Below are 23593 nucleotides of genomic sequence, written 5' to 3' on the forward strand. Positions count from 1 at the left end.
TCTTCCCAGTGGCCGGATCGTCGGTCGCAGATATGCCGCATCCGGCCATAAATGCTTTTTACCCAGCCCGAAGGCTGGGCTGATTCCCTGGCTGGCGCAAGCATCCGCTTGCAACGGCAATGCCGCGCTTCACGCCAACCTCTGCTATCCAGAATCGTGCGTCGGCTTGGTTAATGAGCGGTTAGCCGCGCGGATCTGGTGCCCGACAACGAGATTCGGCTCAAGCTGGTTCCAGACGTTCAGTCGGGAACGTGCTCATCATACTGCGGCAGGTCGTCAGCGATTGTGAACCACTTCGCCTTGGATCCGACAAAAATGTGCGCGCTCGGCCGTATCGCCGGATCGTCGACCAGCGTGCCCATGGCGACATGCACGTAGGCGCCGTCGCGGACCAACGAATAGATGAGCGAGCCGCATCGCCCGCAATGCGCGTCGTGGCCGCTCTCGTCGCCGAAGATCAGCAGCCCGCCCTCGCCCGCGATGAGCCGGAACTTGTCGCGCTCGATACCGGCGAACGGCTTGAACGCGGAGCCCGTCGTGCGCCGGCAGTTAGAGCAATGGCAGTTCGCCGCGTAAACGAATTCGTCCGCAACCTCATAGTGGACGGCGCCGCAGAAGCATTTTCCCGCAAGTACCGTAGACACCGGCTTCCTCCGCTCCTGCAACGGGTGCGTACTAGTCGAGGTCCGCCACCGCTTCGCCTGCGCCGCCCTCGATGCGATGCGAGAGCGAGGCTTCCATGAATTCGTCAAGGTCGCCGTCGAGCACGCTCGAAGGCGAGGTGCTTTCGACGCCGGTGCGCAGATCCTTCACAAGCTGATAGGGCTGCAGCACGTAGGAGCGGATCTGGTGGCCCCAGCCGATATCGCTCTTCGACGCCTCGGTGGCATTGGCGACCGCCTCGCGCTTCTTCAGCTCTTCCTCGTAAAGCCGCGAGCGCAGCATTTCCCAAGCCTTGGCGCGGTTCTTGTGCTGGGAGCGCTCGGCCTGGCAGGCGACCGCTATGCCGGTCGCCAGATGGGTGATGCGCACCGCCGAGTCGGTGGTGTTGACGTGCTGGCCGCCCGAACCCGAGGAACGATAGGTGTCGATGCGCACGTCGGATTCGGAAACATTGATCTCGATCGAGTCGTCGATAACCGGATAGACCCAGACGCTGGCGAAGGAGGTGTGGCGCCGCGCGTTGCTGTCGTAAGGCGAAATGCGCACCAGGCGATGGACGCCGGACTCCGTCTTAAGCCAGCCATAGGCGTTGTGGCCCTTGATCATCACGGTGGCGGACTTGATGCCCGCTTCTTCGCCGTCATGGACTTCCAGCACCTCGACCTTAAAGCGGCGGCGCTCGGCCCAGCGTGTGTACATGCGCAGGAGCATCGAGGCCCAGTCCTGGCTCTCGGTGCCGCCGGCGCCGGCATGGATTTCGAGATAGGTGTCGTTGGCGTCGGCCTCGCCGGACAGCAGCGTTTCGACCTGGCGCGCCTTCGCCTCGCCCTGCATCGAACGCAGCGCCGCCTCCGCTTCCGCGATGATGGCGTCGTCGCCCTCTTCCTCGCCGAGCTCAATCAGCCCGATATTGTCTTCCAGCGCCTGCGTCATCCCCTTGACGGCAGCGATGCCGTCCTCGAGCTCCTGGCGCTCCCGCATCAGCTTCTGCGCTTCGATGGGGTCATTCCAGAGGCTGGAATCCTCGGCGCGCGAATTCAGGTATTCAAGCCGCTTTACAGCCTGATCCCAGTCAAAGATGCCTCCTCAGCAGGGTTATCGCCTGCCTGATCTCGTCGACGATGTTGAGCGTTTCCGCGCGCATGGCTCTTGGTTCGGTCCTGTTCTTTTCGGTCTTTTCGGTCTTTTCGGAATAGGCGCGATACATAGGCACGGCATCGCTGCCTGTAAAGCGAAATGGGCCGGCACCACCCTGCCGGCCCATCACCAAATCCGGCAACGTCAGTAGAGGCCGCCGCCGCCGTCCTGGATGGCCTGGTTGGCCTGCGGCGACAGCGCTCCGCCCGAACCGTTCGAGCCATCCGCGCCCATGCCGATCACCCAGTAGCTGTCAGCCGGACCGGTGCCAGGCTTGAAAGCCTCGATGATGGTGTTCGGATCGCCTTCGGCGGCGCGCATGCCGGTCTTGCGGTTGATTGCGATCAGCTTCATGCCGTCGGGAACCTGGAAGTCGGTGTTCGGCTTGCCGTCGAGCGCAACGCGCATGAAATCCTTGAAGATCGGGGCCGCCAAGCCGCCGCCGGTGGCGCCGTGGCCAAGGCCGCGCGGCGTGTCATAGCCCATATAGAGGCCGACAACGAGGTTCGGGGTGAAGCCGATGAACCAGGCGTCCTTCTCGTCATTGGTCGTGCCGGTCTTGCCGGCGATGTGGCGGCCGAGCTCGCCGATGGTGGCGCCGGTGCCGCGCTGCACGACGCCCTCCATCATCGAGGTGATCTGGTATGCCGTCATCGGATCGAGCACCTGCTCGGAATTGTCGACCAGCTCCGGCTCGGTCTGGTTCTTCCACTCGGTGGCGTTGCAGCCTTCGCAGCCGCGCTCGTCCTGCTTGAACACCGTCTTGCCGTAACGGTCCTGGATGCGGTCGATGAGCGAGGGTTTGATCGATTTGCCGCCATTGGCCATGATCGAATAGGCCGACACCATGCGCATGACGGTCGTCTCGCCCGAGCCCAGCGCCATCGGCAGATAGGGCGCCAGATGATCGTAGACGCCGAAGCGCTCGGCATATTCCACGACCAGCTTCATGCCCATGTCGTTGGCCAGCCGCACGGTCATCAGATTGCGCGACTTTTCGATGCCCGAGCGCAAGGTGGCCGGGCCTGCGACCGTGCCGTCATAGTTCTTCGGAGTCCAGGTGGTGTTGCCGCTCTGGATGGTGATCGGGCCGTCCATGATCACCGAAGCCGGCGTGTAGCCATTGTCGAGCGCCGCCGAATAAACGATCGGCTTGAACGAGGAACCGGGCTGGCGCATCGCCTGTGTGGCGCGGTTGAATTCCGACTGCGCGTAAGAGAAGCCGCCGACCATGGCCAGCACGCGGCCGGTATGCGGATCCATGGCGACGAGGCCGCCTTCGACCTCCGGCACCTGGCGCAGCATGTAGGTGTTGTCGGAGCCGTCGTTCTTCTGCACGAAGATCACGTCGCCGGGCTCCAGCACTTCCGCCGGAGACTTCGCCCTGACGGACTTGCCGTTGACGAAGTGGCGCATGGCGAAGCCCATGTCCTCCTTGCTGACGGTGCCCTGGACGCGCTCCTTGACCAGATCGCCGGAAATCTGCCGCGTCGGCTGGATGCCGATGGTCAGCCCGGTTGCCGAACTGTCGAGGACGACGGCCAGCGTCCATTCCGGAACATCCTCGAGACCCTTCACGTTGCCGAGCGGCACGCCCCAGTCGCCGGAGACGTCGATATGCGTCACCGGACCGCGATAGCCGCGCAGCATGTCGTATTTGAGCAGGCCGTTCTGCATCGCCTTGCGGGCGATAAGCTGGACATTCGGATCGAGTGTGGTGCGCACCGACAGGCCGCCCTCGTAAAGCGCATTCTCACCGTAGCGCGCGATGATCTGGCGGCGGACTTCCTCGGTGAAGTACTCGCCGGCAAACAGGTAGGAACCGTTGCGGCGCGGCGTCACGCCGAGCGGTTCGGCCTTTGCCTTGTCGCCCTCCTCGCGGGTGACGTAGCCATTCTCGACCATCTGGTCGATGACCCAGTTGCGGCGCTCCAGGGCACGGTCGGCGTGCTTGAAGGGGTGATAGTTATTCGGGCCCTTCGGCAACGAGGCGAGATAGGCGGCTTCCGCGACTGTCAGTTCGTTGACGGACTTGTCGAAATAGGTGAGCGCGGCGCCCGCGACGCCATAGGCGCCAAAGCCGAAGAAGATTTCGTTGAGATAGAGCTCGAGGATGCGGTCCTTCGAATAGGCCTGCTCGATGCGGAAGGCCAGGATCATCTCCTTGATCTTGCGCTCATAGGTCTGATCAGAAGAGAGCAGGAAGTTCTTCGCCACCTGCTGGGTGATCGTCGAGGCGCCGACCTGGCGCCGGCCGGAACCTAAATTCTGCAGGTTGACGACGATGGCGCGGCCAAGGCCGGTGATGTCGATGCCGGGATGGTTGTAGAAGTTCTTGTCCTCGGCCGACATGAAGGCGGCCTTGACGCGGTCCGGGATGGCCTGGATCGGCAGATAGAGACGCCGCTCGCGCGCATATTCAGCCATCAGCGCGCCGTCGGAGGCATGGATGCGCGTCGTCACCGGCGGTTCGTATTTGGCCAGAACCTCGTAGTCGGGCAGGTCCTTGGTCAGATGGCTGATATAGATGGCAAGACCGGCCGCCACCAGCAGCGCCAGCGTCGTGCCGATGCCAAAGAAATAGCCGATGAGACGAATCATGCCCGCTCCAGTCCGAGGTTCGGGAATTTCCTAAACGAAGCCGACAGTCGCGCAAGCTTCCCGGGGCGGTCCCAATCCGCAATCGAAAAACCCATGTAGCGGCCATGTGGACAAAATACGGCAGCGCGAAATTTGAGGACTCGGTTGCCGAATAATAACGCCGGGTGTTGTCGTCATGCAACGCTGCTTGCGGTTGCAGGCGCCCAGCGGTTGCGGGCAGGTTCCGGCGGGTCAGCCGCCCGTCGCGGTTCCGGCCTTGGCGGCGGCAAACAGGGCAACCGCATTGGTTATGCTTTGCGCCGCCTTGCCGCGCCAGTCGGCGTTCAGCAGTTGCGCCTCGTCCTTGTTATTGGAGAGGTAGCCGAGCTCGACCAGGACGGACGGCACGTCCGGGGCCTTGAGCACCCTGAAGCCGGCCGAGCGCTGCGGATTGTTGATCATGCCGACGCTGGTCGACAGCTGACCGACCAGTGTGTGGGCGAAGCTCATCGAGAAACCATGGGTCTCCCGGCGGATCAGGTCGATCAGAATGTCAGTGACTTCCTTGTTGTCGTCCTCGATCTTCATTCCGGCGAACTGGTCGGACAGGTTCTCGCGATCGGCGAGCGCCTGGGCTTCCGGGTCGGAAGCCTTGTCGGAAAGCGTGTAGACCGTGGCGCCGCGAAGACCTTTGACGGCGATGGTATCGGCATGGACGGAGATCAAAAGATCGGCCTCGTGCTGGCGCGCGATGCGCACGCGTTCGTCGAGCGCCAGGTACACGTCGTTGTCCCGCGTCATGTAGACATCGTATTTGCCGACCGCGGCCAGCTTGTCGCGCAGTTCCTTGGCAAAAGCGAGCGTGACGTCCTTCTCGACCGTGCCGGCGGAGCTTTCGGCGCCGCCATCGACGCCGCCATGACCGGGATCGATAACCACCGTGAAGCGATGGCCGGGCGCCGAGACCGGTCCGGTGCCGACCCGTTCGCCTTTTTCGGTCGAAACCGTCGAACCAGTGGTCAGCGACTGGTTGGCGAGAGCTTCGTCGAACTCCCGCTCGGAGGCAGCCGACATATCGATGGCGATGCGGTAGCCGCTGCCGTCGTCATTCTTGAGCACGTCGAGCTTGTCGATGACGAAAGGGCCCTTGCCGGTGAGGATCAGGCGCGAGCCATGTCCCTGATCGCCGTAGCGAACTGCCCGTACAAGACCCCGCGGCTTCACATCCTTGGCGTCGAGCGCGAATCGCGTGCGCGGCAGATCGACGACCAGGCGATTGGGACCGCGCAGCAGGAACCATTTGACGTCCGGCTCGTGGTCGAAATTCACGACGATGCGCATCTTGGCGGCGTCGCCGGCCATCTTGTAGCCGGTCGCGCCAAGCAAGGTTTCGGCGTGCACGGCGGCGGCGAAACAGGACAGGACCGCCAGCAGCAAGCCAGTCCAGGTCACGCGCAGGAGATGCCCGGCGGCCCCACCTCTCTTGTTTGCGGCGCCCGCCGATCCCATCTCTTATCCGTCGCTCCCGGTTTGACGCATTGCGCCCGGTCTTCTCGCAGAATGCCTGTCAGGCCGCCAACTCGATTAACGATTGGTATTCAGAGAAGGTTAACCAAGCCTTTCATAGAGCGGGATGAAGGCGCCTTCCCCAGGGGAAGCGCTTTTTGCCGGCATCCGAAATCGGGGTTGCCTTCCATCCCGCCAAATCATAAAAGCGACATTGGATCACTGCAATCCTGGAACCGCTCGCCTCAGCAGTTTCCTGCCAAAGGCTGGATGCAAAGGCGGCTCCTTTACCCTTCCAGGCTCAGGTGGTCGCGACGATTTTCGCAGGCGTGCCCTCGTGGCGGGGGAATCGCTTGCGTGAGGAAAACGGCCGGGATTGTCCCGCGCCGGCTCTTTATGAGCAAACAAGCTGGTCCGGCTTAGCCCGGGCTTTGGTTCAAAAGGTTCTGCCGGGTGCCGATGGCTTCAAGCGCAATCATGGAAAGGTCCGCATCAAACCGCGCCGTAATGGCTGCGGGCGGCACCGCCATTGCGCTCAAGCGGCGGCCGGCGGACATTCAATTATCCGGCATGCACACAGATACAGGCGCACAGCGGCGGGCATTGCCACGCCAGCTGCGGCCGTCGGCTGCCGGCAGGAAACAAAATAATGCCCAACAAGATGCTGATAGACGCCTCCCACCCGGAGGAAACACGCGTTGTTGTCGTTCGCGGTAACCGCATCGAAGAATTCGACTTTGAATCCCAGGACAAAAAGCAGCTTAAAGGAAACATCTATCTCGCCCGCGTAACCCGCGTCGAACCGTCCCTCCAGGCAGCCTTTGTCGAATATGGCGGCAACCGTCACGGTTTTCTCGCCTTTAGCGAAATTCATCCCGATTATTACCAGATCCCGGTCGCCGACCGTCAGGCTCTGCTGCGCGCCGAGGCGCAGGAGGCCGAGGACGAAGACGACGAGGAAGCCGAGAACGGCGAAGAGCAGCATGCCCGCGACCGCGGCGGGCGGCGCAACCGCCGGCGCGGCGGCAAGAACCGCGACCGCGGCGAGCACAAGCACGCTTCATCGGAGAACGAGGAAAGCCCGGCCGAAGCAATAGCCGTTGACGAAACCGCCGCTGCGGTAGCCGAGGGCGAGGAAGCCGCCAGCGAGACCGCCGCTACCCCGGCAGAAAATGCCGGAACCGCCTCCGAGGCCGTCGAGGCCGTATCGGAAGCGGCTGAAGGACCCGCCGCCGAGGCTGGCGGAGATGACGCCACGGACAACGACAATGGCAAGCCTTCCGAAGGCGGTCCTACTTCGATTGCCGCGAGCATCGATGCCGACGTGATTTCCGAGGCGATGCCGCAGGCGGATCAGCAGAGCGGCGAAGCCGCCGCCAGCGACGATGATCGCGGCATGCTGGAGGACGTCTCGGCCTCGCATTCGGACGAGCACGAGGTCGAATCGGTCGGCGCCGAGGACGCGCTCGAGGAAATCCGCAACCGCCGCAAGCCGGTGCGCCGCCAATACAAGATCCAGGAAGTCATCAAGCGCCGGCAGATCCTTTTGGTGCAGGTGGTCAAGGAAGAACGCGGCAACAAGGGCGCGGCGCTCACCACCTATCTGTCGCTTGCCGGCCGCTATTCGGTGCTGATGCCGAACACGGCGCGCGGCGGCGGCATCTCGCGCAAGATCACCAACGCCCAGGACCGCAAGCGGCTGAAGGAGGTCGTGGCCGATCTCGACGTGCCGCAGGGCATGGGCGTCATCCTGCGCACTGCCGGCGAGAGCCGCACCAAGGCCGAGATCAAGCGCGACTACGAATATCTGATGCGGCTTTGGGAAAACGTCCGCAACCTGACGCTGCAGTCCTCGGCCCCAGCCCTGGTCTATGAGGAAGGCAGCCTGATCAAGCGCTCGGTGCGCGACCTCTACAACAAGGACATCGACGAGATCCTTGTCTCCGGCGAAGACGGCTACCGCGAGGCCAAGGATTTCATGCGCATGCTGATGCCGAGCCACGCCAAGGTGGTTCAGCCATTCCGCGACACCACGCCGATCTTCGTGCGCAACGGCATCGAAGCGCAGCTCGACCGCATGCTGCAGCCGCAGGTGACGCTGAAGAGCGGCGGCTACATCATCATCAACCAGACCGAGGCGCTGGTTGCGATCGACGTCAACTCCGGCCGCTCCACCAAGGAGCATTCGATCGAGGAGACGGCGCTCCACACCAATCTGGAAGCGGCAGAGGAAGTCGCGCGGCAGTTGCGGTTGCGCGACCTTGCCGGTCTGATCGTCATCGACTTCATCGACATGGAGGAGAACCGCAACAACCGCTCCGTCGAGAAGCGGCTGAAGGATCACCTCAAGAACGACCGTGCCCGTATCCAGGTCGGCCGCATCTCGCACTTCGGCCTGATGGAAATGTCGCGCCAGCGCATCCGCGCCAGCGTGCTGGAATCGACCATGAAGCCTTGTCCGCATTGCGGCGGCACGGGCCATGTGCGCTCCGATTCCTCCGTGGCGCTGATGGTCGTGCGGGCGATCGAAGAATTCCTGCTCAAGGATTCGCGCAGCCACATCATCGTGCGCACACCGTCGGCGACCGCGCTCTATGTGCTCAACCATAAGCGCGCCAACCTGGTGGAGCTCGAAGCCCGCTTCGGCCTGACCATCACGATCGAGGCTGACGAGACGCTCGGCACCCAGCACTACGCGATCTTCCGCGGCGCCATTGCCGAGAAGCCGGAAGGCTTCGTCGAGGTGCGCAGCCTGCCGGCCTATGTCGAGCCGGAAGAACCCGAGGACGAGATCGTCGTCGAGGAAGCGGAGGAGGAAGTCTCGGTCCAGCCCGAACAGCCGCGCCACGCGCAGCAGGGCCAGCACCAGCAGCGGTCCGAGGATGGCGAAGGCCGTGACCGCAAACGGCGCAAACGCCGGCGGCGGCGCGGCGGCAGGGATCGCGACCGCGAGCACAATGGTGACGTCGCGGCGGCGCCGATGGAAGCCGGCGAAACCGATGACGACGAGACGACGAACGAGGCCGCCGACGAGGCAACCGCCGGCGGCGAGGCTGTAGCGGCCACTCCCGACGACGGTTCCGGAAAGAAGCGCCGGCGCGGGAAGCGCGGCGGTAAGCGCAACCGACGTGAAGACGAAGCTTCGGAGGCCGTTGGCAGCGAAACCGTGGGCGACATCGAGGGTGAGCCGGTTGAAGGCCAAGATGCCGTAAGCGAGCCGGCGATTGCCGCTCCTGCCGAGGAACCTGCTGCTCCCGCCGCGGCTAATGACGATGCCGAGGCGGTCGAAAAGCCGAAGAAGCCCCGCCGTTCGAGGGCTAAGAAGGTGGCTGAGGAAGCCGCGGCCGAGACGGTATCGGAGCCTGTGGCCGAGGCTCAGGTCGCGCCCCCGGCTGTCCAGCCCGAGCCGGAGCCGGCCGCTGCCGCTCCCGCGGCCACCGAGGCGGAGCCTGCCACCAACGCCCATCCGACGCGGCGCAAGCCACAGTCAGTCGACACGCCGGTTGTTCCCGTCGTGTCTTCGAACGTGTCCGACGAGGCCAAGGCCGAAGACAGGCCGAAGCGCGCCGGCTGGTGGCAGCGCAAGGGTTTTTTCTAGACCTTTCAGATCGTTAAGCTGATCTTTTGAAACAATCCCGCGCCGCGCCAGGCGCGGGATTTTTCATTTTCGCCGACTGCCTTTTCAGCGCAGCTCCGGGTGGCAATCGCCAGCGCTTTGCTGTTTTACGGCGCGAAGATCGACCAGTTCATCATCCGGGCGAGCTTCTCCAGCGCGATGGAGCCGAGCTTGGAGTTGCCGTTCTCGTTGAGGCCGGGCGACCACACCGCCAGCGAAGCAACCCCTGGCACGATGCCGAGAATGCCGCCGCCGACACCGCTTTTGCCGGGGATGCCGACGCGGAAGGCAAAATCGCCCGAACCGTCATAGTGGCCGCAGGTCAGCATCAGCGCGCCGATGCGGCGTGCCCGTTCGGCCGAGACGACCGAATGCCCGGTCGCCGGGTTCCTGCCGCCATTGGCTAGAAACCGGCCGGCCATGGCGAGCTGACGGCAGCTCATGGCAACCGCGCAATGGTGGAAATAGACACCCAGCGCGAGTTCGGGAGCATGATGGAGATTGTCGAAGGATTTCATGTAGTTGGCCAGGGCAAAGTTGCGGTGGCCGGTGGCGCGCTCGGATGCCGCCACCTCGCGATCGATGATGATCGTCTCGTCATCGGCGAGGAACTGGATGAAACGCAGGATTTCGCCGATCGCCTCGCGCGGCTGATGGCCGGCGAGCAGGACGTCGGAGACGACGATGGCGCCGGCATTGATGAACGGATTGCGCGGGATGCCGTTCTCATGCTCGAGCTGGACGATCGAGTTGAACGGGTTGCCAGATGGCTCGCGGCCGACGCGAAGCCATAACGCATCGCCGACCTTGCCCAGCGCCAGCGTGAGCGTGAAGACTTTCGAGACGCTCTGGATCGAAAAGGGCTGATCGGCATCGCCGGCCAGGATGACGCGGCCGTCATTGGTCACGGCGGCAATGCCGAATTTCTTCGGATCGACCTTGCCCAACTGCGGGATATAGCTCGCCACCTCGCCGCGGTCGGTGCGCTCCGCCATTTCGGCGGCCACTTCCGCCAGTGCTTGCTCGAGTTCCGGCATGGCGGTTATTTCAGCCAGCGTTCGATGCGCGCCAACGCCTCGACCATGTCGTCATGGCTGCCGGCATAGGAAAAGCGCATGGTGCGATGGCCCTGCAGCGGGTCGAAATCGCGGCCGGGCGTTGCCGCGACATGCGCCTCGGCCAGCATCTTGCGCGCAAAGGCCATGCTGTCGTTGGTGTGGCGCGTGACATCGCAGAACGCATAGAAGGCGCCGTCCATCGGCGCGGCAAGCGCAAGGCCGAGTTCCGGCAGGCGCTTCATCAGAAGGTCGCGGTTCCAGGCGTAGCGCGCCTTCACCTCTTCCAGTTCCTGCGTTGCCTTGAATGCCTCGATCGCCGCGACCTGCGACAGTTCAGGCGGCGAGATATAGAGGCTCTGGGCGATCCGCTCGACCGGCCGCACAAGCTCTTCCGGCAGCACCATCCAGCCGACCCGCCAGCCGGTCATGCAATAGTATTTCGAAAAGGAATTGATCGCAGTCACGCCGGCGCCATGCGCCAGGGCGGTGACATCCGACGCCGCGTAGGCCAGCCTGTGATAGATTTCGTCGGAGATCACTGCGATGCCCAACTCCTCGGCGGTTTTCACCAGCGCGGCAAGCTCATCGGCCGGAATCACCGCGCCGGTCGGATTGGCGGGACTGGCGAACAGCACGCCCTTCAGCGGCTTCCCGCGATGGGCGGCCTTGAGGTGCTCGGCATGCAGGTAGGCATCCGAGCCGAGCTCTATCTCGACGATCTCGATGCCGAGCGCGGCCATGATGTTGCGGTAGGCAGGATAGCCGGGCGCGGCGATGGCGACACGGTCGCCCGGATCGAACATGGCCAGGACAGCCAGGTTGAAGGCGGCAGACGAGCCGGTCGTGACGGCAATGCACGATGGCGCGACGTCGATACCGTAGTGCTCGCCGTAATGCCCCGCGATCGCCTTGCGCAGATCGGCCAAGCCCAAAGCGTCGGTGTAGCCGATGCGGCCATGCCGCAGGGCCGCGGCCGCCGCCTCGCGGACCCCGACCGGCGCGGGATCCGACGGCTGGCCGACCGCCATCGACACCACGGGCACGCCGGTGGCCTTCAGCCGGTTGGCTTCGGCCAGGATGTCCATGGCGTGGAACGGCTCGACTTCCCCGCGGCGCGAAAGCGAAACGACCATCTGACCTCTTCCAACTGCTCTATTTGGGCGAATTCTGGACGCAAGCCAGAGCAGACTTGCCCTAACTGCCTTAGTTACGGGACAGCGCCGCACAAATGCCCGATTGATGTGGGGATCACAAGCGCGCAGGAAGTTGCCGGCGCCGACTTTTCATCTTTCGCCCGCTCGTCTACCAGTGGACCTATGTTGAGCCGACCCCGACCGTTAATTGGCAAAGCGACCTCACTCAGCCGAACCGCGCGCGGCTTCGCGACGCTTCTGCTGGCCGCCACCGTTGCTTTATCGAGCTCGGTCAGCGCCTTCGCGCAGGGCGTGCCGGTGGTGCGCGACGCCGAGATCGAGGCGCTGGTGCGCGATTATGCCCAGCCGATCTTCAAGGCGGCCGGGCTTGCCAATGACGGCATCGACATCGTTCTGGTCAACGACCAGAGTTTCAACGCCTTCGTCACCGGGCGGCGGCTGTTCATCAACACCGGCGCGCTGGTGACCGCCGAAACGCCGAACGAGATCATCGGCGTCATCGCGCACGAGGCCGGCCATATCGCCGGCGGCCACCAGGAGAAATTGCGCGACCAGCTCGACCGCGCCAAGACCATGGCCATCATCGCCACGCTGCTCGGCGCCGGCGCCATGGTGGCCGGCGCCACCACCAACAGCCGCGGTCTTGCCGGCGCCGGCATGGGGGTGGCCGCCGGCGGCGGCGAGATGGCGCAGCGCTCGATTCTGGCCTATCAGCGCACCGAAGAGATCACCGCCGACCGTTCGGCGATCACCTATCTGAACGCCACCGGCCAGTCCGGCATGGGCATGCTGAAGACCTTTGCCCGCTTCCAGAGCGCTCTCTCGCTCGCCGGCACCCAGGTCGATCCCTACCGGATCAGCCATCCGATGCCGCAGGAGCGCATCGCCAACCTCGAAGTCCTCGTCAAGCAAAGCCCCTTCGTCAACGCTGTCGACCCGCCGGCACTGCAGCAGCGGCACGACATGATGCGCATCAAGATCGCGGCTTATATGCAGGGCCAGGCAGCCGTCGCGCGGCTGATGCGCAAGAACCCGACCAGCCTCGCCTCGCGTTACGGCGACGCGCAGCAGACCTATCTTTACGGCAATCCGGGCGCGGCGCTCGCCAAGACGGCGGCGCTGATCAAGGAACAACCGAAGAACCCCTATTTCCACGAACTGCGCGGCGACATCCTGATGAAGGTCAATAAGCCGAAGGACGCGGCGGACGCCTACGCCAAGGCGGCCAGCCTCGATATCGCGCGCTCCGGCCTGCTGCTGGTTTCGGTCGGCCAGTCGCTGATGGCGGTCGGCACGCCCGATTCGCTGAAAAAGGCTGTCACCCAGCTTAACAACGGCGTCGCGCGGGACAGGGACAATTCCGAGGCCTATCGTTTTCTGGCGCAGGCATATGGCGAGCTCGGCGACATTCCGGCTGCCGATCTTGCCACCGCCGAGGGTCACTATTATGCGGGCGACTACAAAAACGCTAAGATCTTCGCCATGCGCGCTCAACAGAAATTGAAGCGCGGCGAACCCCGCTGGGTCCGGGCGCAGGATATTATAAACTACACGCCATCGAACAAACTCAAATGAACCTCCCGGGCCCTGGCGGCGACCAAGGCGGACCGGAACCGGCAAAAGGAACGACGATATGAACAAGGCAATCCTGCTTGGCAGCGCCGGCGGTCTGGCGGTGGCGCTCGGCATGCTGGCTTTCGGTTTCATGGCGGGAAACCCGCAGCCCGCGAGGGCCGACACCGTGCAAGTCGCCCAGGTCACGTCTTCCACCGATACCAAGGCCTCCGCCGATACCAAGATCGATCGCAAGGAGGTCGAAGGCATCATCCGCGACTATCTCTTGAAGAATCCGGAAGTTCTGCTCGAGGTGCAGGACGCGCTCGAGGCCAAGCAGAAGGAAGAGCAGCGGCTCGCGGCGCTCGGCGTCATCAAGAACTCCAAGGACGAGATCTTCAACTCGACCTTCGACGGCGTCGTCGGCAACCCGAAAGGCAAGGTCACGATCGTCGAGTTCTACGATTACAATTGCGGCTTCTGCAAACGCGCCATCGAGGACATGCAGGCGCTGACCAAGTCCGATCCGGACCTGCGCTTCGTGCTCAAGGAGTTCCCGATCCTCAGCCCGGATTCGCAGAAGGCCAGCGTCGTCTCCATGGCGTTCCACCTGATGCATCCGGAGAAGTATCGTGAGTTCCACACCGCGCTGCTCGGCGGCCAGGGTCGCGCCACCGAGGCGACCGCGATCAAGGTGGCGCTTTCGCTCGGCGCCGACGAGGCAGCGCTGCGCGAGAAGATGAAGGACCCGCGCATCGCCGAAACGCTCTCGCGCACCTATGAGCTTGCGACGAAACTGTCGATCACCGGCACGCCGTCCTATGTCGTCGGCAACGAGGTGATCTTCGGAGCGCTCGGCCAGCAGGTTCTGGCGGAAAAGATCGAAGAGGCAAAAAGCGCGCTCTAGGCGCGCCCGCGGTGTAAAAGCCGGCCGCTGTGGACAGCGAAAGAACGCACTTGCGCTCTTTTCGCGGGCGGCTATGCCCATTATAGAGGCCCAGTGCGCCGGCTTGGGGTCGGCGCAGAACAAGGTCGGCATATTGAAAACGATTTTCGTCCTCAACGGTCCCAATCTCAATGCGCTCGGCAAGCGCGAGCCGGGGATTTATGGCGGCAAGACGCTTGCGGCCATCGCCGAGGACTGCAAGGCGGCCGGCGCCGCGCTCGGGCTCGAGATCGATTTTCGCCAATCCAACCATGAGGGCGATCTGGTCGACTGGATCCAGGAAGCCAGCGAGAAGGCGGCAGGCATCGTCATCAACCCCGGCGCCTACAGCCACACATCGATCGCCATCCATGACGCCATCCGCGCCGCAGCACCGCTGCCCGTCGCGGAAGTCCATCTTTCCAACATCCACGCGCGGGAGCCCTTCCGCCACGTCTCCATGGTCGCGCCGGTCGCTGTCGGCATGATCTGCGGGTTCGGGCCGCTCGGCTACACGCTCGCGCTGCAGGCACTGGCGGCACGCCTGTGACCGGCCCCCAAACAGAAGGCTCGAAAATGTCGATAAAAAAGAACGGTGTTGACCAGCAGCTGATCCGCGATCTGGCGGGCATTCTGAACGACACCAATCTGACCGAGATCGAGGTCGAGCTCGGCGACCTCAAGGTGCGCGTCTCGCGCCAGGCGCAGGCCGTCCATGCGGTTGCAGCGGCGCTGCCGGCGCCCGCCGCGGCTCCGGCGACCGCCGCGGCTCAGCCAGCAACGGCAGCCGCGGCCGCCGATATGTCCAAGAACGCAGTGCCCTCCCCGATGGTCGGCACCGCCTATCTGGCACCCTCACCCGACGCCAAGGCGTTCATCGAGGTCGGCCAGAAGGTCAAGGAAGGCCAGACGCTGCTCATCATCGAAGCGATGAAGACGATGAACCAGATCCCCTCGCCGCGTGCCGGCACGGTGACGGCGATCCTCATCGAGGATGCCCAGCCGGTCGAATACGGCATGCCGCTGGTGGTTCTTGAGTAGAGCCGGGAACAATCAGGAGATGTTCCAGAAAATCCTCATCGCCAATCGCGGCGAAATCGCGCTCCGGGTGCTGCGCGCCTGCAAGGAGCTCGGCATCCAGACGGTGGTGGTCCACTCGACCGCGGATTCCGACGCCATGCATGTGCGGCTTGCCGACGAGAGCGTCTGCATCGGCCCACCGCCGTCCCGCGAAAGCTATCTCAACATCCACCAGATCGTCGCCGCCTGCGAGATCACCGGCGCAGATGCCGTGCATCCGGGCTACGGCTTCCTGTCGGAGAACGCCAAGTTCGCCGACATCCTGGCGGCCCACAACATCACCTTCATTGGCCCGTCAGGCGACCATATCCGCGTCATGGGCGACAAGATCGAGGCCAAGCGCACGGCGAAGCGTCTCGGCATCCCCGTCGTGCCTGGGTCCGATGGCGCGATCAGCGAAGAGAAGGAAGCCAAGCGCGTCGCCGCCGAGATCGGCTATCCGGTGATCATCAAGGCCTCCGCCGGCGGCGGGGGCCGCGGGATGAAGGTGGCGCACACCGAGGCGGACCTCGAAGTCGCCTTGCAGACGGCCAAGTCGGAAGCGGGGGCGGCCTTCGGCGACGACGCCGTCTACATCGAGAAATATCTGCAGAAGCCTCGCCATATCGAGGTGCAGGTGTTCGGCGACGGCGCCGGCCGAGGCGTGCATTTCGGCGAGCGCGACTGCTCGCTGCAGCGGCGCCACCAGAAGGTCTGGGAGGAAGCCAATTCGCCGGCGCTCAATGCCGAGGAGCGTTCGCGCATCGGCGGCATCTGCGCCAGGGCTATCGCCGATCTCGGCTATTCGGGCGCCGGCACGATCGAGTTCCTCTACGAGAATGGCGAGTTCTATTTCATCGAGATGAACACGCGTCTTCAGGTCGAGCATCCGGTGACCGAAGCGATCACCGGCATCGACCTCGTGCATGAGCAGATCCGCGTCGCCTCGGGCGGCGGGCTGTCGGTCAGGCAGGAAGACATCAAGTTCAACGGCCATGCCATCGAGTGCCGTATCAACGCCGAGGATCCGCGCACCTTCACGCCCTCGCCCGGCACGATCACGCATTTCCATACGCCCGGCGGCCTCGGCATCCGTGTCGATTCCGGCGTCTATTCGGGCTACAAAATCCCGCCCTATTACGACAGCCTGATCGGCAAGCTGATCGTGCATGGCCGCAACCGCGTCGAATGCATGATGCGGCTGCGCCGCGCGCTCGACGAATTCGTCGTCGACGGCATCAAGACGACGCTGCCGCTGTTCCGCGACCTGGTCGGCAATCCCGACATCGCCAATGGCGACTACGACATCCACTGGCTGGAAAAATACCTGGCCAAGGGTGAATAGCACGGGGATGCGATGACCCGCCCCTACGCACCAGGCTATCGCATTCCGACCGACCTGCTGCTTCGGGCTTACGCTTCCGGTGTCTTCCCGATGGCCGAGAGCGCCAACGACCCGGAAGTGTTCTGGGTGCGGCCGGAAACGCGCGGCATCATTCCGCTGGACGGATTCCACACACCGCGCAGCCTGAAGAAGACGATCCGCAAGCATCCGTTCGAGATCCGCTACGACTTCGATTTCGAGGCGACGATCGACGGCTGCGCCGAAAAGCGCGAGGAGCGCCGCTCGACCTGGATCAACGCGCCGATCCGCGAAGCCTATGTCGAGCTCTATCGCCTGGGCCACTGCCATTCGGTCGAAGCATGGCGCGAGGAACGGCTGGTCGGCGGCCTCTATGGCGTCTCGCTCGGACGCGTGTTCTTCGGCGAAAGCATGTTCGCCAGGGAGACCGACGCGTCGAAGACCTGTCTCTACCATCTCGTCGAGCGGCTGAAGGCGCGCGGCTTCGCGCTGCTCGACACGCAGTTCACGACCGAGCATTTGAAGCGCTTCGGCGCTGTCGACGTGCCGCGCGGCCAGTATGAGAAGCTGCTCGCAGAGGCGCTGAAGGGCGAGGCCGTCTTCTATCCTTGAGCCCGCGCTGCCGCCTCGATCGGCGTTTGCGAATGGAACATCATCTTCCAGCCGTCAGCGCGATGGACATAGCCGGTGCTGACGAGGGCAGCATAGGATTCGCCGTTCTCGCGCGTCGCGCGCGCCTCGTAAGTCAGCATGACGATGTCGCTGCCGGGCTCGACCATGCCCTTCAACTTGATGTCGAGGTCCCGCCATCTGTTGGGCTTGGCGGCGGTCTTTGCGAGATCGGCATTGGTCATCGCCTGCGCCATCTGCGGGAACGCCACCAGACAATCCACATCGGCATTGGCTTCATAGTAAGCGGAATCGCCTGTCCAAAAGCCCTTCTCGATATCGAGAAGCTCCTGCTTGTTGGCCGTGATCGATCTGGTGGTCATCGCAGAATCCTCCTCGCCTGTCGCCGATCTGGAACGGCTCAAAGACGGGCAGGTTCCGAGATCAGTTCGTGTCGGTCGTGTCGTCCGGTGCCGGCGCCGCGTCAGTCGGTTCGGAGGCGGCGTCCGCCGGCTGCGCCGCAGCCCTGGCCTTGGCGGCTTCGGTCTTCGGCTTGCCTGTGTCGGCCTTGGCCGCGGTCGGCGGCGGCACGTCCGACTTCTGCTTGCAGCCCTTGAGCCAGACGTCATAGACGGCGTGCTCGACGGCGTTGAGGCCGGGGCTTTCGGCAAACATCCAGCCGGTGAAGATGCGGCGGATCTTGCGGTCGAGCGTGATCTCGTCGACCTCGACGAAGGAATCGGTCTTCGGCTGCTCCGTGTCCGGCCGCGAATAGCAGACGCGAGGCGTCACCTGCAAAGCGCCGAACTGAACGGTCTCGTCGATATAGACGTCGAAGGTGATGATGCGGCCGGTGATCTTGTCGATGCCGGCGAACGCGGCCACCGGATTGGTGATGCGGTCGGAGGCCGCAGGTGCAGCGGCCGGCGCCTGCGCGGCGGCGAATACCGCAGTCGAGGCAAGCAGAACGGACGTCGCCGCGATCAGCGCCTTTGAGATGTTGCCGAAAGAGCTCATGCAAAATACCGGTGGTTGCGCCCGGGTGATTCTCTCAACGCCCAAGGCTAGTCATGGCTGCGCAGTCAGCAAGCAGCTAAATGCCAATTGTGGCGATAACGGACCGAAGCGGCGTCTTGGATTACAATCCGAGGGATTACGACCCCGGCGTCCAGGCGTCGTAGTCGCCGGTCACCTGCGGGCGATGCTGGTTGGTCAGGATGGAACCCTGCGGACGATAGGCGCCGGGCGTTCCGGTCAGGTTCGGCCGATGCTCCTTCTGCCACTCGCGCGCCTTGTAGCTCTCGCTCGAGGGAGCGGTGTCGACGCGGTGGTGGATCCAGCCATGCCAGCCCGGCGGGATCTTCGAGGCTTCCGAATAGTCGCGATAGATGACCCACCGGCGCGTGCGGCCTTCCGAATCGATGCCGCCCTCGTAATAGACGTTGCCGGCTTCGTCCTCGCCGACCCGCTTGCCGAAGCGCCAGGTGTGGAAGCGGGTGCCGAGCGTCTGGCTGTTCCACCAGGTGAAAAACTGCAGCAGGAAAGTCTTCATCCAAATCCTCGCGGCGGCAGCGGCTGCGCCTTTCCCCTGCTTATGGCGTCACGTCATCGCGAAGGCAAGGGTTTTGCCATGTGCCGAAAGGAAATGCTCCATGCGTTCATATCTTGATGCATGTCGTCGTCCCAGAACCGCTCCACACTTCCGGCCGACATGCATTAATCGATGCAGTTGTCCTGCCGGCGGCAGTGCGGCTTGCCAAGCGCCGCCTGTCTTTCTAAAGCTCGGCCCGCCCGTTCGGGGCACGCCTTGAGGAGGTGACGATTGAGCCGGGATCCGTCCGCCGACAGCCGGATCAGCGCCGAAGACATTCGCCGCCGCAAGGGCGGCGTGCCGATCGTTTGCCTTACCGCCTACACCTATCCGGTCGCCCGCCTGCTCGATCCGCATGTCGACCTGCTGCTGGTCGGCGACAGCGTCGCCATGGTCCTGCACGGCCACGCCACCACGCTCGGCGCCTCGCTGGAGATGATGATCGCGCACGGCCAGGCTGTGATGCGCGGCTCGGCCAAGGCCTGCGTGGTGGTCGACATGCCTGCGGGCAGCTACGAGACGTCGGCCGCCCAGGCCGTCGCTTCGGCGCGGCGCATCGTCGGGGAAACAGGCTGCCAAGCCGTGAAGCTCGAGGGCGGCGTCGACATGGCAGCCCAGATCGCGGCGATCGTCGCCGAAGGAATACCGGTCATGGGTCATATCGGCCTGCAGCCGCAATCGGTGGAGAAGGACGGCGGCTACAAGATCAAGGGCCGGACAGACGACAATATCGCAGCGCTCTTGCGCGATGCAGAGGCGGTGGAAAAAGCCGGCGCCTTCTCGGTGGTCATCGAGGGCACGATGGAGGCCGTGGCTGCGAAGCTTACCCGTCACATTTCCATACCGACCATCGGCATCGGCGCCAGCGCCGACTGCGACGGCCAGATCCTGGTGATCGACGACATGGTCGGCATGACCGTCGACCGCGTGCCGAAATTCGTCAAGGAGTACGCCGACTTGCGCAGCATGATCGCGAATGCGGCGGCCCGCTACGCCGCCGAGGTGCGCAGCCGTGCCTTTCCTGGCCCCGACCACGTCTTCACGACAGCATCCGGCAAGGACGACACATGAACGCGCCAATCGTCGTCGACAGCGTCGCCGCGCTTCGGACACAGGTCAGGAACTGGCGACAGGCCGGCCTGAAGGTCGCCATGGTGCCGACCATGGGTGCGCTGCATGACGGCCATATCTCACTGGTCAGGATCGCGCTCGAACGGGCCGATCGCTGCGTCGTCTCGATCTTTGTCAACCCGGCCCAGTTCGCGCCGACGGAGGATCTCGACAAATACCCACGCCAGCTGGCGCACGATCTCGACCGGCTGCGGGATGCGGGTGCGCATCTCGCCTTCACGCCGGGCGTAAACGAAATGTACCCCGCCGGCTTCGCCACGAAGATCTCGGTGGGCGGCCCCTCTCGTGGCCTGGAAACCGACTTCAGGCCGAGTTTCTTCGACGGCGTCGCGACCGTGGTAGCAAAACTCTTCCTGCAGGCGGCTCCCGATTGCGCCGTGTTCGGCGAGAAGGACTACCAGCAGCTTTGCGTCGTCAGGCAGCTCTGCCGCGACCTCGACCTGCCGGTCGAGATCGTCGGCGCGCCGACGGTGCGCGACGTCCATGGCCTCGCCATGTCGTCGCGCAATGCCTATCTCGGCGAAGCCGAGCTCGGCATAGCACGCGAGCTCAACGTGATCCTGCGCCGCACCGCGGCGGCGCTTGCGGGCGGCGCGGACGAAGCCGGCGCCACCGACGCCGCCGCGAAGGCCCTCGTCTCCGCGGGGTTCCAGAAGGTCGACTATGTCGCCGCGCGCGAAGCCGCGACGCTCAGCCCCTGGCGGAAAGACCGCGACGGCCGCCTGCTGGCGGCCGCCTGGCTCGGCACGACACGCCTGATCGACAATGTGGAAATTCCCTCCGCCTGATCGGACTTTCGTTCGATCAGGCTCGCCGCCTACTCTTCCGACGGCATATGCAGATACATCGACTGGATGCCGACGCGGCCTGGCCCGGTGAAGCGATTGACGACGAAATTCATGGCGGCGCCGAAGAAGCCGCTGGAAAGCCGGTCGATCCTTGTATCCATCTTCACCGAGGCGTCCTTGAACAGCCAGCCGCCCGGCTCGATGTCGATGGTCTCGCCGGGCGCCAGCACCTTCTCGAAGACATTGCCGTAACCGTGCAGCCAGACGATGCCGTCGCCTGTCTCGCCGCGGAAGCGGTCGATGAAGAAGCCGCTCTGGCCAAACAGCATCGTTCCCAGCCCGCGCACGCGCTCGAACGTGTAGTCGACGCTGGCGGTCGCGGCGAGGAACTGGTGCTCGCGCACCTGGACCTCCTCGCCGCGCCGAAGATGGATCGGCACGATATGGCCCGGTCCGTCGCGGCTGAAGGCGATGATGCCCGGCCCCGACGCCTCGGTGACGAATATCTGCATGCCGGCGATCATGCGCTTCAGCGCGCCCTTCAGCGATTTCAGGCCGATGGTGATGGCGGTGTTCTTCCAGAGCAGGATGTGGTGCTCGAAATAGACCGGCATGTTGGTCACATCGACCGACAGCACCGGCACCAGTTCGCCGGCGACGTGATAGGTCACGCCGCCAAAAGTCTCGTCCGACACCTCGGTCGGCATCAGTTCAGGCAAGCTCGGCATGGCAATCCCCCATTTTGCCGGCGACGCCTCTGGCTAGTGGGAGAGCGGGACACCGGCGATGCGCAGCCTTGACCACGCGGGTCGGCGCGATCAAATCAAAACCGCGCGATGAATGGGGGCTCGCCGCCCACCTAGCGGAGCCGCTTCTCCATGATGAGGGCGGGCAGTCCCGAATTGCCGCCGCAATCGGCGGTTCTGCCTGCCGGGCGGAACCCATTCGCCTCGTAGAAGGCGATCGCCGCGGCATTTGCTTCCTCGACCTCGAGGCGCAGCGTATGCATCTCCGGAAAGCTGGATTCAACTTCATCGAGCAGCGACTGGCCAATCCCCTGCCGTTGGCAGGCCGGATGGACGTAAAGCTGGTTCAAAAGGACGATCTTCGGGTCGGTGGTGGCGGCAGCGAACGCCATGCCGCCGAGCCGCTTGCCGTCGTCAGCCACCAGGAACTCGGAATTCGGCCGCGCCAGCCGCGCCTTGAGCGAGGCGATCGAATGCCAGTCATCCGTGATTTCAGTTACCCGCTTGGTGCCATAGACGGCGTCGTAAGTGGCATGCCAAGTCTCGACCAGCAACGCACGGACGGCTGCGAGATCGCGTTCGCTGGCCGTCCGCACGAACATCGCTAGCCCTCGATGCCGAGCTTGGCCTTGACGAGGTCGTTGACCGCCTGCGGGTTGGCCTTGCCGCCGGTCGCCTTCATCACCTGGCCGACGAACCAGCCGGCCATGGTCGGCTTGGCGCGCGCCTGCTCGGCCTTGTCGGGGTTGGCGGCGATCACCTCGTCGACGGCCTTCTCGATGGCGCCGGTGTCGGTGACCTGCTTCATGCCGCGGCTCTCGACGAGCTGGCGCGGATCGCCGCCCTCGTTCCAGACGATCTCGAACAGGTCCTTGGCGATCTTCCCGGAGATGGTGCCTTCCTTGATCAGATCGATGACGGCGCCGAGCTGCTCTGGCGAAAGCGGAGCATTTTCAATGTCTTTGCCGGCTTTGTTGAGAGCGCCGAGCAGGTCGTTGATGACCCAGTTGGCGGCGAGCTTGCCGTCGCGGCCGGATGCCACCTTCTCGAAATAGTCGGCAATCGGCTTTTCCGACACCAGCACCGAGGCATCATAGGTCGACAGGCCAAGCGACGAAATCAGCCGCGCCTTCTTGTCGTCGGGCAGTTCCGGCAGGTGTTGCGCCAACGCATCGACATAGGCCTGGTCGAATTCCAGCGGCAGAAGATCGGGGTCGGGGAAATAGCGATAGTCATGCGCCTCCTCCTTGGAGCGCAACGAGCGCGTCTCGCCCTTGACCGGGTCGAACAGGCGGGTCTCCTGGTCGATCTTGCCGCCATCCTCGAGGATGGCGATCTGCCGGCGCGCCTCGGATTCGATCGCCTGGCCGATGAAGCGGATCGAGTTGACGTTCTTGATTTCGCAGCGTGTGCCGAATGCGCCGCCCGGGCGGCGCACCGAGACGTTGACGTCGGCGCGCAGCGAACCTTCGTCCATGTTGCCGTCGCATGTGCCGAGATAGCGCATGATGGTGCGCAGCTTCGTCACATATGCCTTGGCCTCGTCGGCCGAGCGGATGTCGGGCTTGGAGACGATCTCCATCAGAGCCACGCCGGAACGGTTGAGGTCGACATAGGACATGGTCGCATGCTGGTCATGCATCGACTTGCCGGCATCCTGTTCCAGATGCAGGCGCTCGATGCCCACCTCGATATCCTCGAACTCGCCCTGGCGGTCGGGCCCGACGGAGACGATCACCTTGCCCTCGCCGACGATCGGCTGCTTGAACTGCGAGATCTGGTAGCCCTGCGGCAGGTCCGGATAGAAATAGTTCTTCCGGTCGAAGACCGATTTATGATTGATCGCGGCCTTCAGGCCGAGCCCTGTGCGGATCGCCTGCTTGACGCATTCCTCGTTGATGACCGGCAGCATGCCCGGCATCGCTGCGTCGACAAGGCTGACATTGGCATTGGGCGCCCCGCCGAATGACGTCGAGGCGCCGGAAAAGAGTTTTGCCTCCGAGATCACTTGCGCATGCACTTCGAGCCCGATGATGATCTCCCAGTCGCCGGTGGCGCCAGGGATCAGGCGTTTTGCGTCGGGGGTGCGGGTGTCGATGATGCTCATGGAGGC

The 23593-nt window shown here is 64.0% G+C and carries 22 protein-coding genes; 9 read left to right on the plus strand and 13 right to left on the minus strand.

Annotated elements, in window-relative coordinates:
- Positions 1–239: 239 nt before the first annotated feature.
- From CK219_RS15310 to CK219_RS31690, 5 genes are all read right to left on the minus strand, one after another.
- Positions 240–644, minus strand: a complete 405-nt coding sequence (locus tag CK219_RS15310) for a GFA family protein (protein ID WP_095767599.1) — start codon at positions 642–644, stop codon at positions 240–242.
- A 31-nt stretch (positions 645–675) separates the two neighbouring features.
- A protein-coding gene (gene prfB / locus CK219_RS15315; RefSeq protein WP_141245365.1) for a peptide chain release factor 2 occupies positions 676–1807 on the minus strand; the annotation gives its coding sequence in 2 pieces (ribosomal slippage) (positions 676–1740 and positions 1742–1807; 1131 coding nt in all).
- Positions 1808–1944: 137 nt separating this feature from the next.
- The gene (locus tag CK219_RS15320; RefSeq protein ID WP_095767601.1) at positions 1945–4401 is read right to left on the minus strand and encodes a penicillin-binding protein 1A; all 2457 of its coding nucleotides are present in this window, start codon (positions 4399–4401) and stop codon (positions 1945–1947) included.
- Positions 4402–4632: 231 nt separating this feature from the next.
- The gene (locus tag CK219_RS15325) at positions 4633–5832 is read right to left on the minus strand and encodes an N-acetylmuramoyl-L-alanine amidase (RefSeq protein WP_224712837.1); all 1200 of its coding nucleotides are present in this window, start codon (positions 5830–5832) and stop codon (positions 4633–4635) included.
- A gap of 473 nt (positions 5833–6305) precedes the next feature.
- On the minus strand, positions 6306–6443 hold the full coding sequence (locus tag CK219_RS31690; RefSeq protein WP_176477023.1) for a hypothetical protein: 138 nt from the start codon (positions 6441–6443) through the stop codon (positions 6306–6308).
- 92 nt (positions 6444–6535) lie between these two features.
- Between CK219_RS31690 and CK219_RS15330 the strand changes: the two genes are divergently transcribed.
- Complete coding sequence (locus CK219_RS15330; protein WP_095767603.1) at positions 6536–9484, plus strand: ribonuclease E/G; 2949 nt, start codon at positions 6536–6538, stop codon at positions 9482–9484.
- Positions 9485–9609: 125 nt separating this feature from the next.
- Here the strand turns inward: CK219_RS15330 and CK219_RS15335 are convergent, their stop codons facing one another.
- Entirely contained in the window at positions 9610–10539 is a 930-nt protein-coding gene (locus tag CK219_RS15335) for a glutaminase (RefSeq protein WP_095767604.1), read from the minus strand.
- A 5-nt stretch (positions 10540–10544) separates the two neighbouring features.
- Entirely contained in the window at positions 10545–11693 is a 1149-nt protein-coding gene (locus tag CK219_RS15340; RefSeq protein ID WP_095767605.1) for an aminotransferase class I/II-fold pyridoxal phosphate-dependent enzyme, read from the minus strand.
- Between the two features lie 183 nt (positions 11694–11876).
- Between CK219_RS15340 and CK219_RS15345 the strand changes: the two genes are divergently transcribed.
- The 6 genes from CK219_RS15345 (at position 11877) to aat (ending at position 17227) form a co-directional block, all read left to right on the plus strand.
- Positions 11877–13289, plus strand: coding sequence for a M48 family metalloprotease (locus CK219_RS15345; protein ID WP_095767606.1), 1413 nt, complete (start codon positions 11877–11879; stop codon positions 13287–13289).
- A gap of 58 nt (positions 13290–13347) precedes the next feature.
- A complete protein-coding gene (locus CK219_RS15350; RefSeq protein WP_095767607.1) occupies positions 13348–14175 on the plus strand; it encodes a DsbA family protein in 828 nt (275 codons plus the stop codon).
- Between the two features lie 133 nt (positions 14176–14308).
- Positions 14309–14743 carry a type II 3-dehydroquinate dehydratase gene (aroQ, locus tag CK219_RS15355; RefSeq protein ID WP_095767887.1) on the plus strand — a complete coding sequence of 145 codons (435 nt, stop codon included), beginning with the start codon at positions 14309–14311 and terminating at the stop codon, positions 14741–14743.
- 26 nt (positions 14744–14769) lie between these two features.
- Positions 14770–15234: an acetyl-CoA carboxylase biotin carboxyl carrier protein gene (gene accB / locus CK219_RS15360; RefSeq protein WP_095767608.1), complete on the plus strand. Its 465-nt coding sequence runs from the start codon at positions 14770–14772 to the stop codon at positions 15232–15234.
- A gap of 19 nt (positions 15235–15253) precedes the next feature.
- Positions 15254–16597 (plus strand): acetyl-CoA carboxylase biotin carboxylase subunit, encoded by a 1344-nt coding sequence (accC, locus tag CK219_RS15365; protein ID WP_095767609.1) that lies wholly within the window; start codon positions 15254–15256, stop codon positions 16595–16597.
- 12 nt (positions 16598–16609) lie between these two features.
- Positions 16610–17227 (plus strand): leucyl/phenylalanyl-tRNA--protein transferase, encoded by a 618-nt coding sequence (aat, locus tag CK219_RS15370; protein ID WP_095767610.1) that lies wholly within the window; start codon positions 16610–16612, stop codon positions 17225–17227.
- On the opposite strand, the gene CK219_RS15375 is transcribed toward aat, so the two are convergent.
- The 3 genes from CK219_RS15375 to CK219_RS15385 all read right to left on the minus strand — a co-directional run bounded on the left by CK219_RS15375 (position 17218) and on the right by CK219_RS15385 (position 18776).
- Positions 17218–17607, minus strand: a complete 390-nt coding sequence (locus CK219_RS15375; protein ID WP_095767611.1) for a hypothetical protein — start codon at positions 17605–17607, stop codon at positions 17218–17220. The two genes, aat and CK219_RS15375, sit on opposite strands and share 10 nt — an antisense overlap.
- 61 nt (positions 17608–17668) lie before the next feature.
- Complete coding sequence (locus CK219_RS15380; protein WP_095767612.1) at positions 17669–18241, minus strand: DUF2155 domain-containing protein; 573 nt, start codon at positions 18239–18241, stop codon at positions 17669–17671.
- Positions 18242–18377: 136 nt separating this feature from the next.
- A complete protein-coding gene (locus CK219_RS15385) occupies positions 18378–18776 on the minus strand; it encodes an NADH:ubiquinone oxidoreductase subunit NDUFA12 (protein ID WP_095767613.1) in 399 nt (132 codons plus the stop codon).
- A 270-nt stretch (positions 18777–19046) separates the two neighbouring features.
- Here CK219_RS15385 and panB point away from each other — a divergent pair, with 270 nt between their 5' ends.
- Together panB and panC are read left to right on the plus strand one after the other, a co-directional pair.
- Positions 19047–19886, plus strand: a complete 840-nt coding sequence (gene panB / locus CK219_RS15390; protein WP_095767614.1) for a 3-methyl-2-oxobutanoate hydroxymethyltransferase — start codon at positions 19047–19049, stop codon at positions 19884–19886.
- Entirely contained in the window at positions 19883–20734 is an 852-nt protein-coding gene (gene panC, locus CK219_RS15395) for a pantoate--beta-alanine ligase (RefSeq protein WP_095767615.1), read from the plus strand. The genes panB and panC overlap by 4 nt, the downstream gene beginning before the upstream one ends.
- A 29-nt stretch (positions 20735–20763) precedes the next feature.
- Here the strand turns inward: panC and CK219_RS15400 are convergent, their stop codons facing one another.
- The 3 genes from CK219_RS15400 to gatB form a co-directional block, all read right to left on the minus strand.
- Positions 20764–21462, minus strand: a complete 699-nt coding sequence (locus CK219_RS15400) for an AIM24 family protein (protein ID WP_095767616.1) — start codon at positions 21460–21462, stop codon at positions 20764–20766.
- A gap of 131 nt (positions 21463–21593) precedes the next feature.
- Positions 21594–22082, minus strand: a complete 489-nt coding sequence (locus CK219_RS15405; RefSeq protein WP_095767617.1) for a GNAT family N-acetyltransferase — start codon at positions 22080–22082, stop codon at positions 21594–21596.
- Positions 22083–22084: 2 nt separating this feature from the next.
- Positions 22085–23587 carry an Asp-tRNA(Asn)/Glu-tRNA(Gln) amidotransferase subunit GatB gene (gene gatB / locus CK219_RS15410; RefSeq protein WP_095767618.1) on the minus strand — a complete coding sequence of 501 codons (1503 nt, stop codon included), beginning with the start codon at positions 23585–23587 and terminating at the stop codon, positions 22085–22087.
- Between the last annotated feature and the right edge of the window lie 6 nt (positions 23588–23593).

Source organism: Mesorhizobium sp. WSM4313 (genome assembly GCF_002294725.1).
Classification (GTDB): domain Bacteria; phylum Pseudomonadota; class Alphaproteobacteria; order Rhizobiales; family Rhizobiaceae; genus Mesorhizobium.

What these genes read in the sequence shown, in the direction of transcription:
- gatB (WP_095767618.1), bottom strand. Translation starts at nt 23,587, where the DNA reads ATGAGCATCATCGACACCCGCACCCCCGACGCAAAACGCCTGATCCCT.
- CK219_RS15345 (WP_095767606.1), top strand. Translation starts at nt 11,877, where the DNA reads ATGTTGAGCCGACCCCGACCGTTAATTGGCAAAGCGACCTCACTCAGC.
- CK219_RS15330 (WP_095767603.1), top strand. Translation starts at nt 6,536, where the DNA reads ATGCCCAACAAGATGCTGATAGACGCCTCCCACCCGGAGGAAACACGC.
- CK219_RS15375 (WP_095767611.1), bottom strand. Translation starts at nt 17,607, where the DNA reads ATGACCACCAGATCGATCACGGCCAACAAGCAGGAGCTTCTCGATATC.
- CK219_RS15340 (WP_095767605.1), bottom strand. Translation starts at nt 11,693, where the DNA reads ATGGTCGTTTCGCTTTCGCGCCGCGGGGAAGTCGAGCCGTTCCACGCC.
- accC (WP_095767609.1), top strand. Translation starts at nt 15,254, where the DNA reads ATGTTCCAGAAAATCCTCATCGCCAATCGCGGCGAAATCGCGCTCCGG.
- accB (WP_095767608.1), top strand. Translation starts at nt 14,770, where the DNA reads ATGTCGATAAAAAAGAACGGTGTTGACCAGCAGCTGATCCGCGATCTG.
- CK219_RS15405 (WP_095767617.1), bottom strand. Translation starts at nt 22,082, where the DNA reads ATGTTCGTGCGGACGGCCAGCGAACGCGATCTCGCAGCCGTCCGTGCG.
- CK219_RS15335 (WP_095767604.1), bottom strand. Translation starts at nt 10,539, where the DNA reads ATGCCGGAACTCGAGCAAGCACTGGCGGAAGTGGCCGCCGAAATGGCG.
- CK219_RS15400 (WP_095767616.1), bottom strand. Translation starts at nt 21,462, where the DNA reads ATGCCGAGCTTGCCTGAACTGATGCCGACCGAGGTGTCGGACGAGACT.
- CK219_RS15320 (WP_095767601.1), bottom strand. Translation starts at nt 4,401, where the DNA reads ATGATTCGTCTCATCGGCTATTTCTTTGGCATCGGCACGACGCTGGCG.
- CK219_RS15380 (WP_095767612.1), bottom strand. Translation starts at nt 18,241, where the DNA reads ATGAGCTCTTTCGGCAACATCTCAAAGGCGCTGATCGCGGCGACGTCC.
- CK219_RS31690 (WP_176477023.1), bottom strand. Translation starts at nt 6,443, where the DNA reads ATGTCCGCCGGCCGCCGCTTGAGCGCAATGGCGGTGCCGCCCGCAGCC.
- aat (WP_095767610.1), top strand. Translation starts at nt 16,610, where the DNA reads ATGACCCGCCCCTACGCACCAGGCTATCGCATTCCGACCGACCTGCTG.
- CK219_RS15350 (WP_095767607.1), top strand. Translation starts at nt 13,348, where the DNA reads ATGAACAAGGCAATCCTGCTTGGCAGCGCCGGCGGTCTGGCGGTGGCG.
- panC (WP_095767615.1), top strand. Translation starts at nt 19,883, where the DNA reads ATGAACGCGCCAATCGTCGTCGACAGCGTCGCCGCGCTTCGGACACAG.
- CK219_RS15385 (WP_095767613.1), bottom strand. Translation starts at nt 18,776, where the DNA reads ATGAAGACTTTCCTGCTGCAGTTTTTCACCTGGTGGAACAGCCAGACG.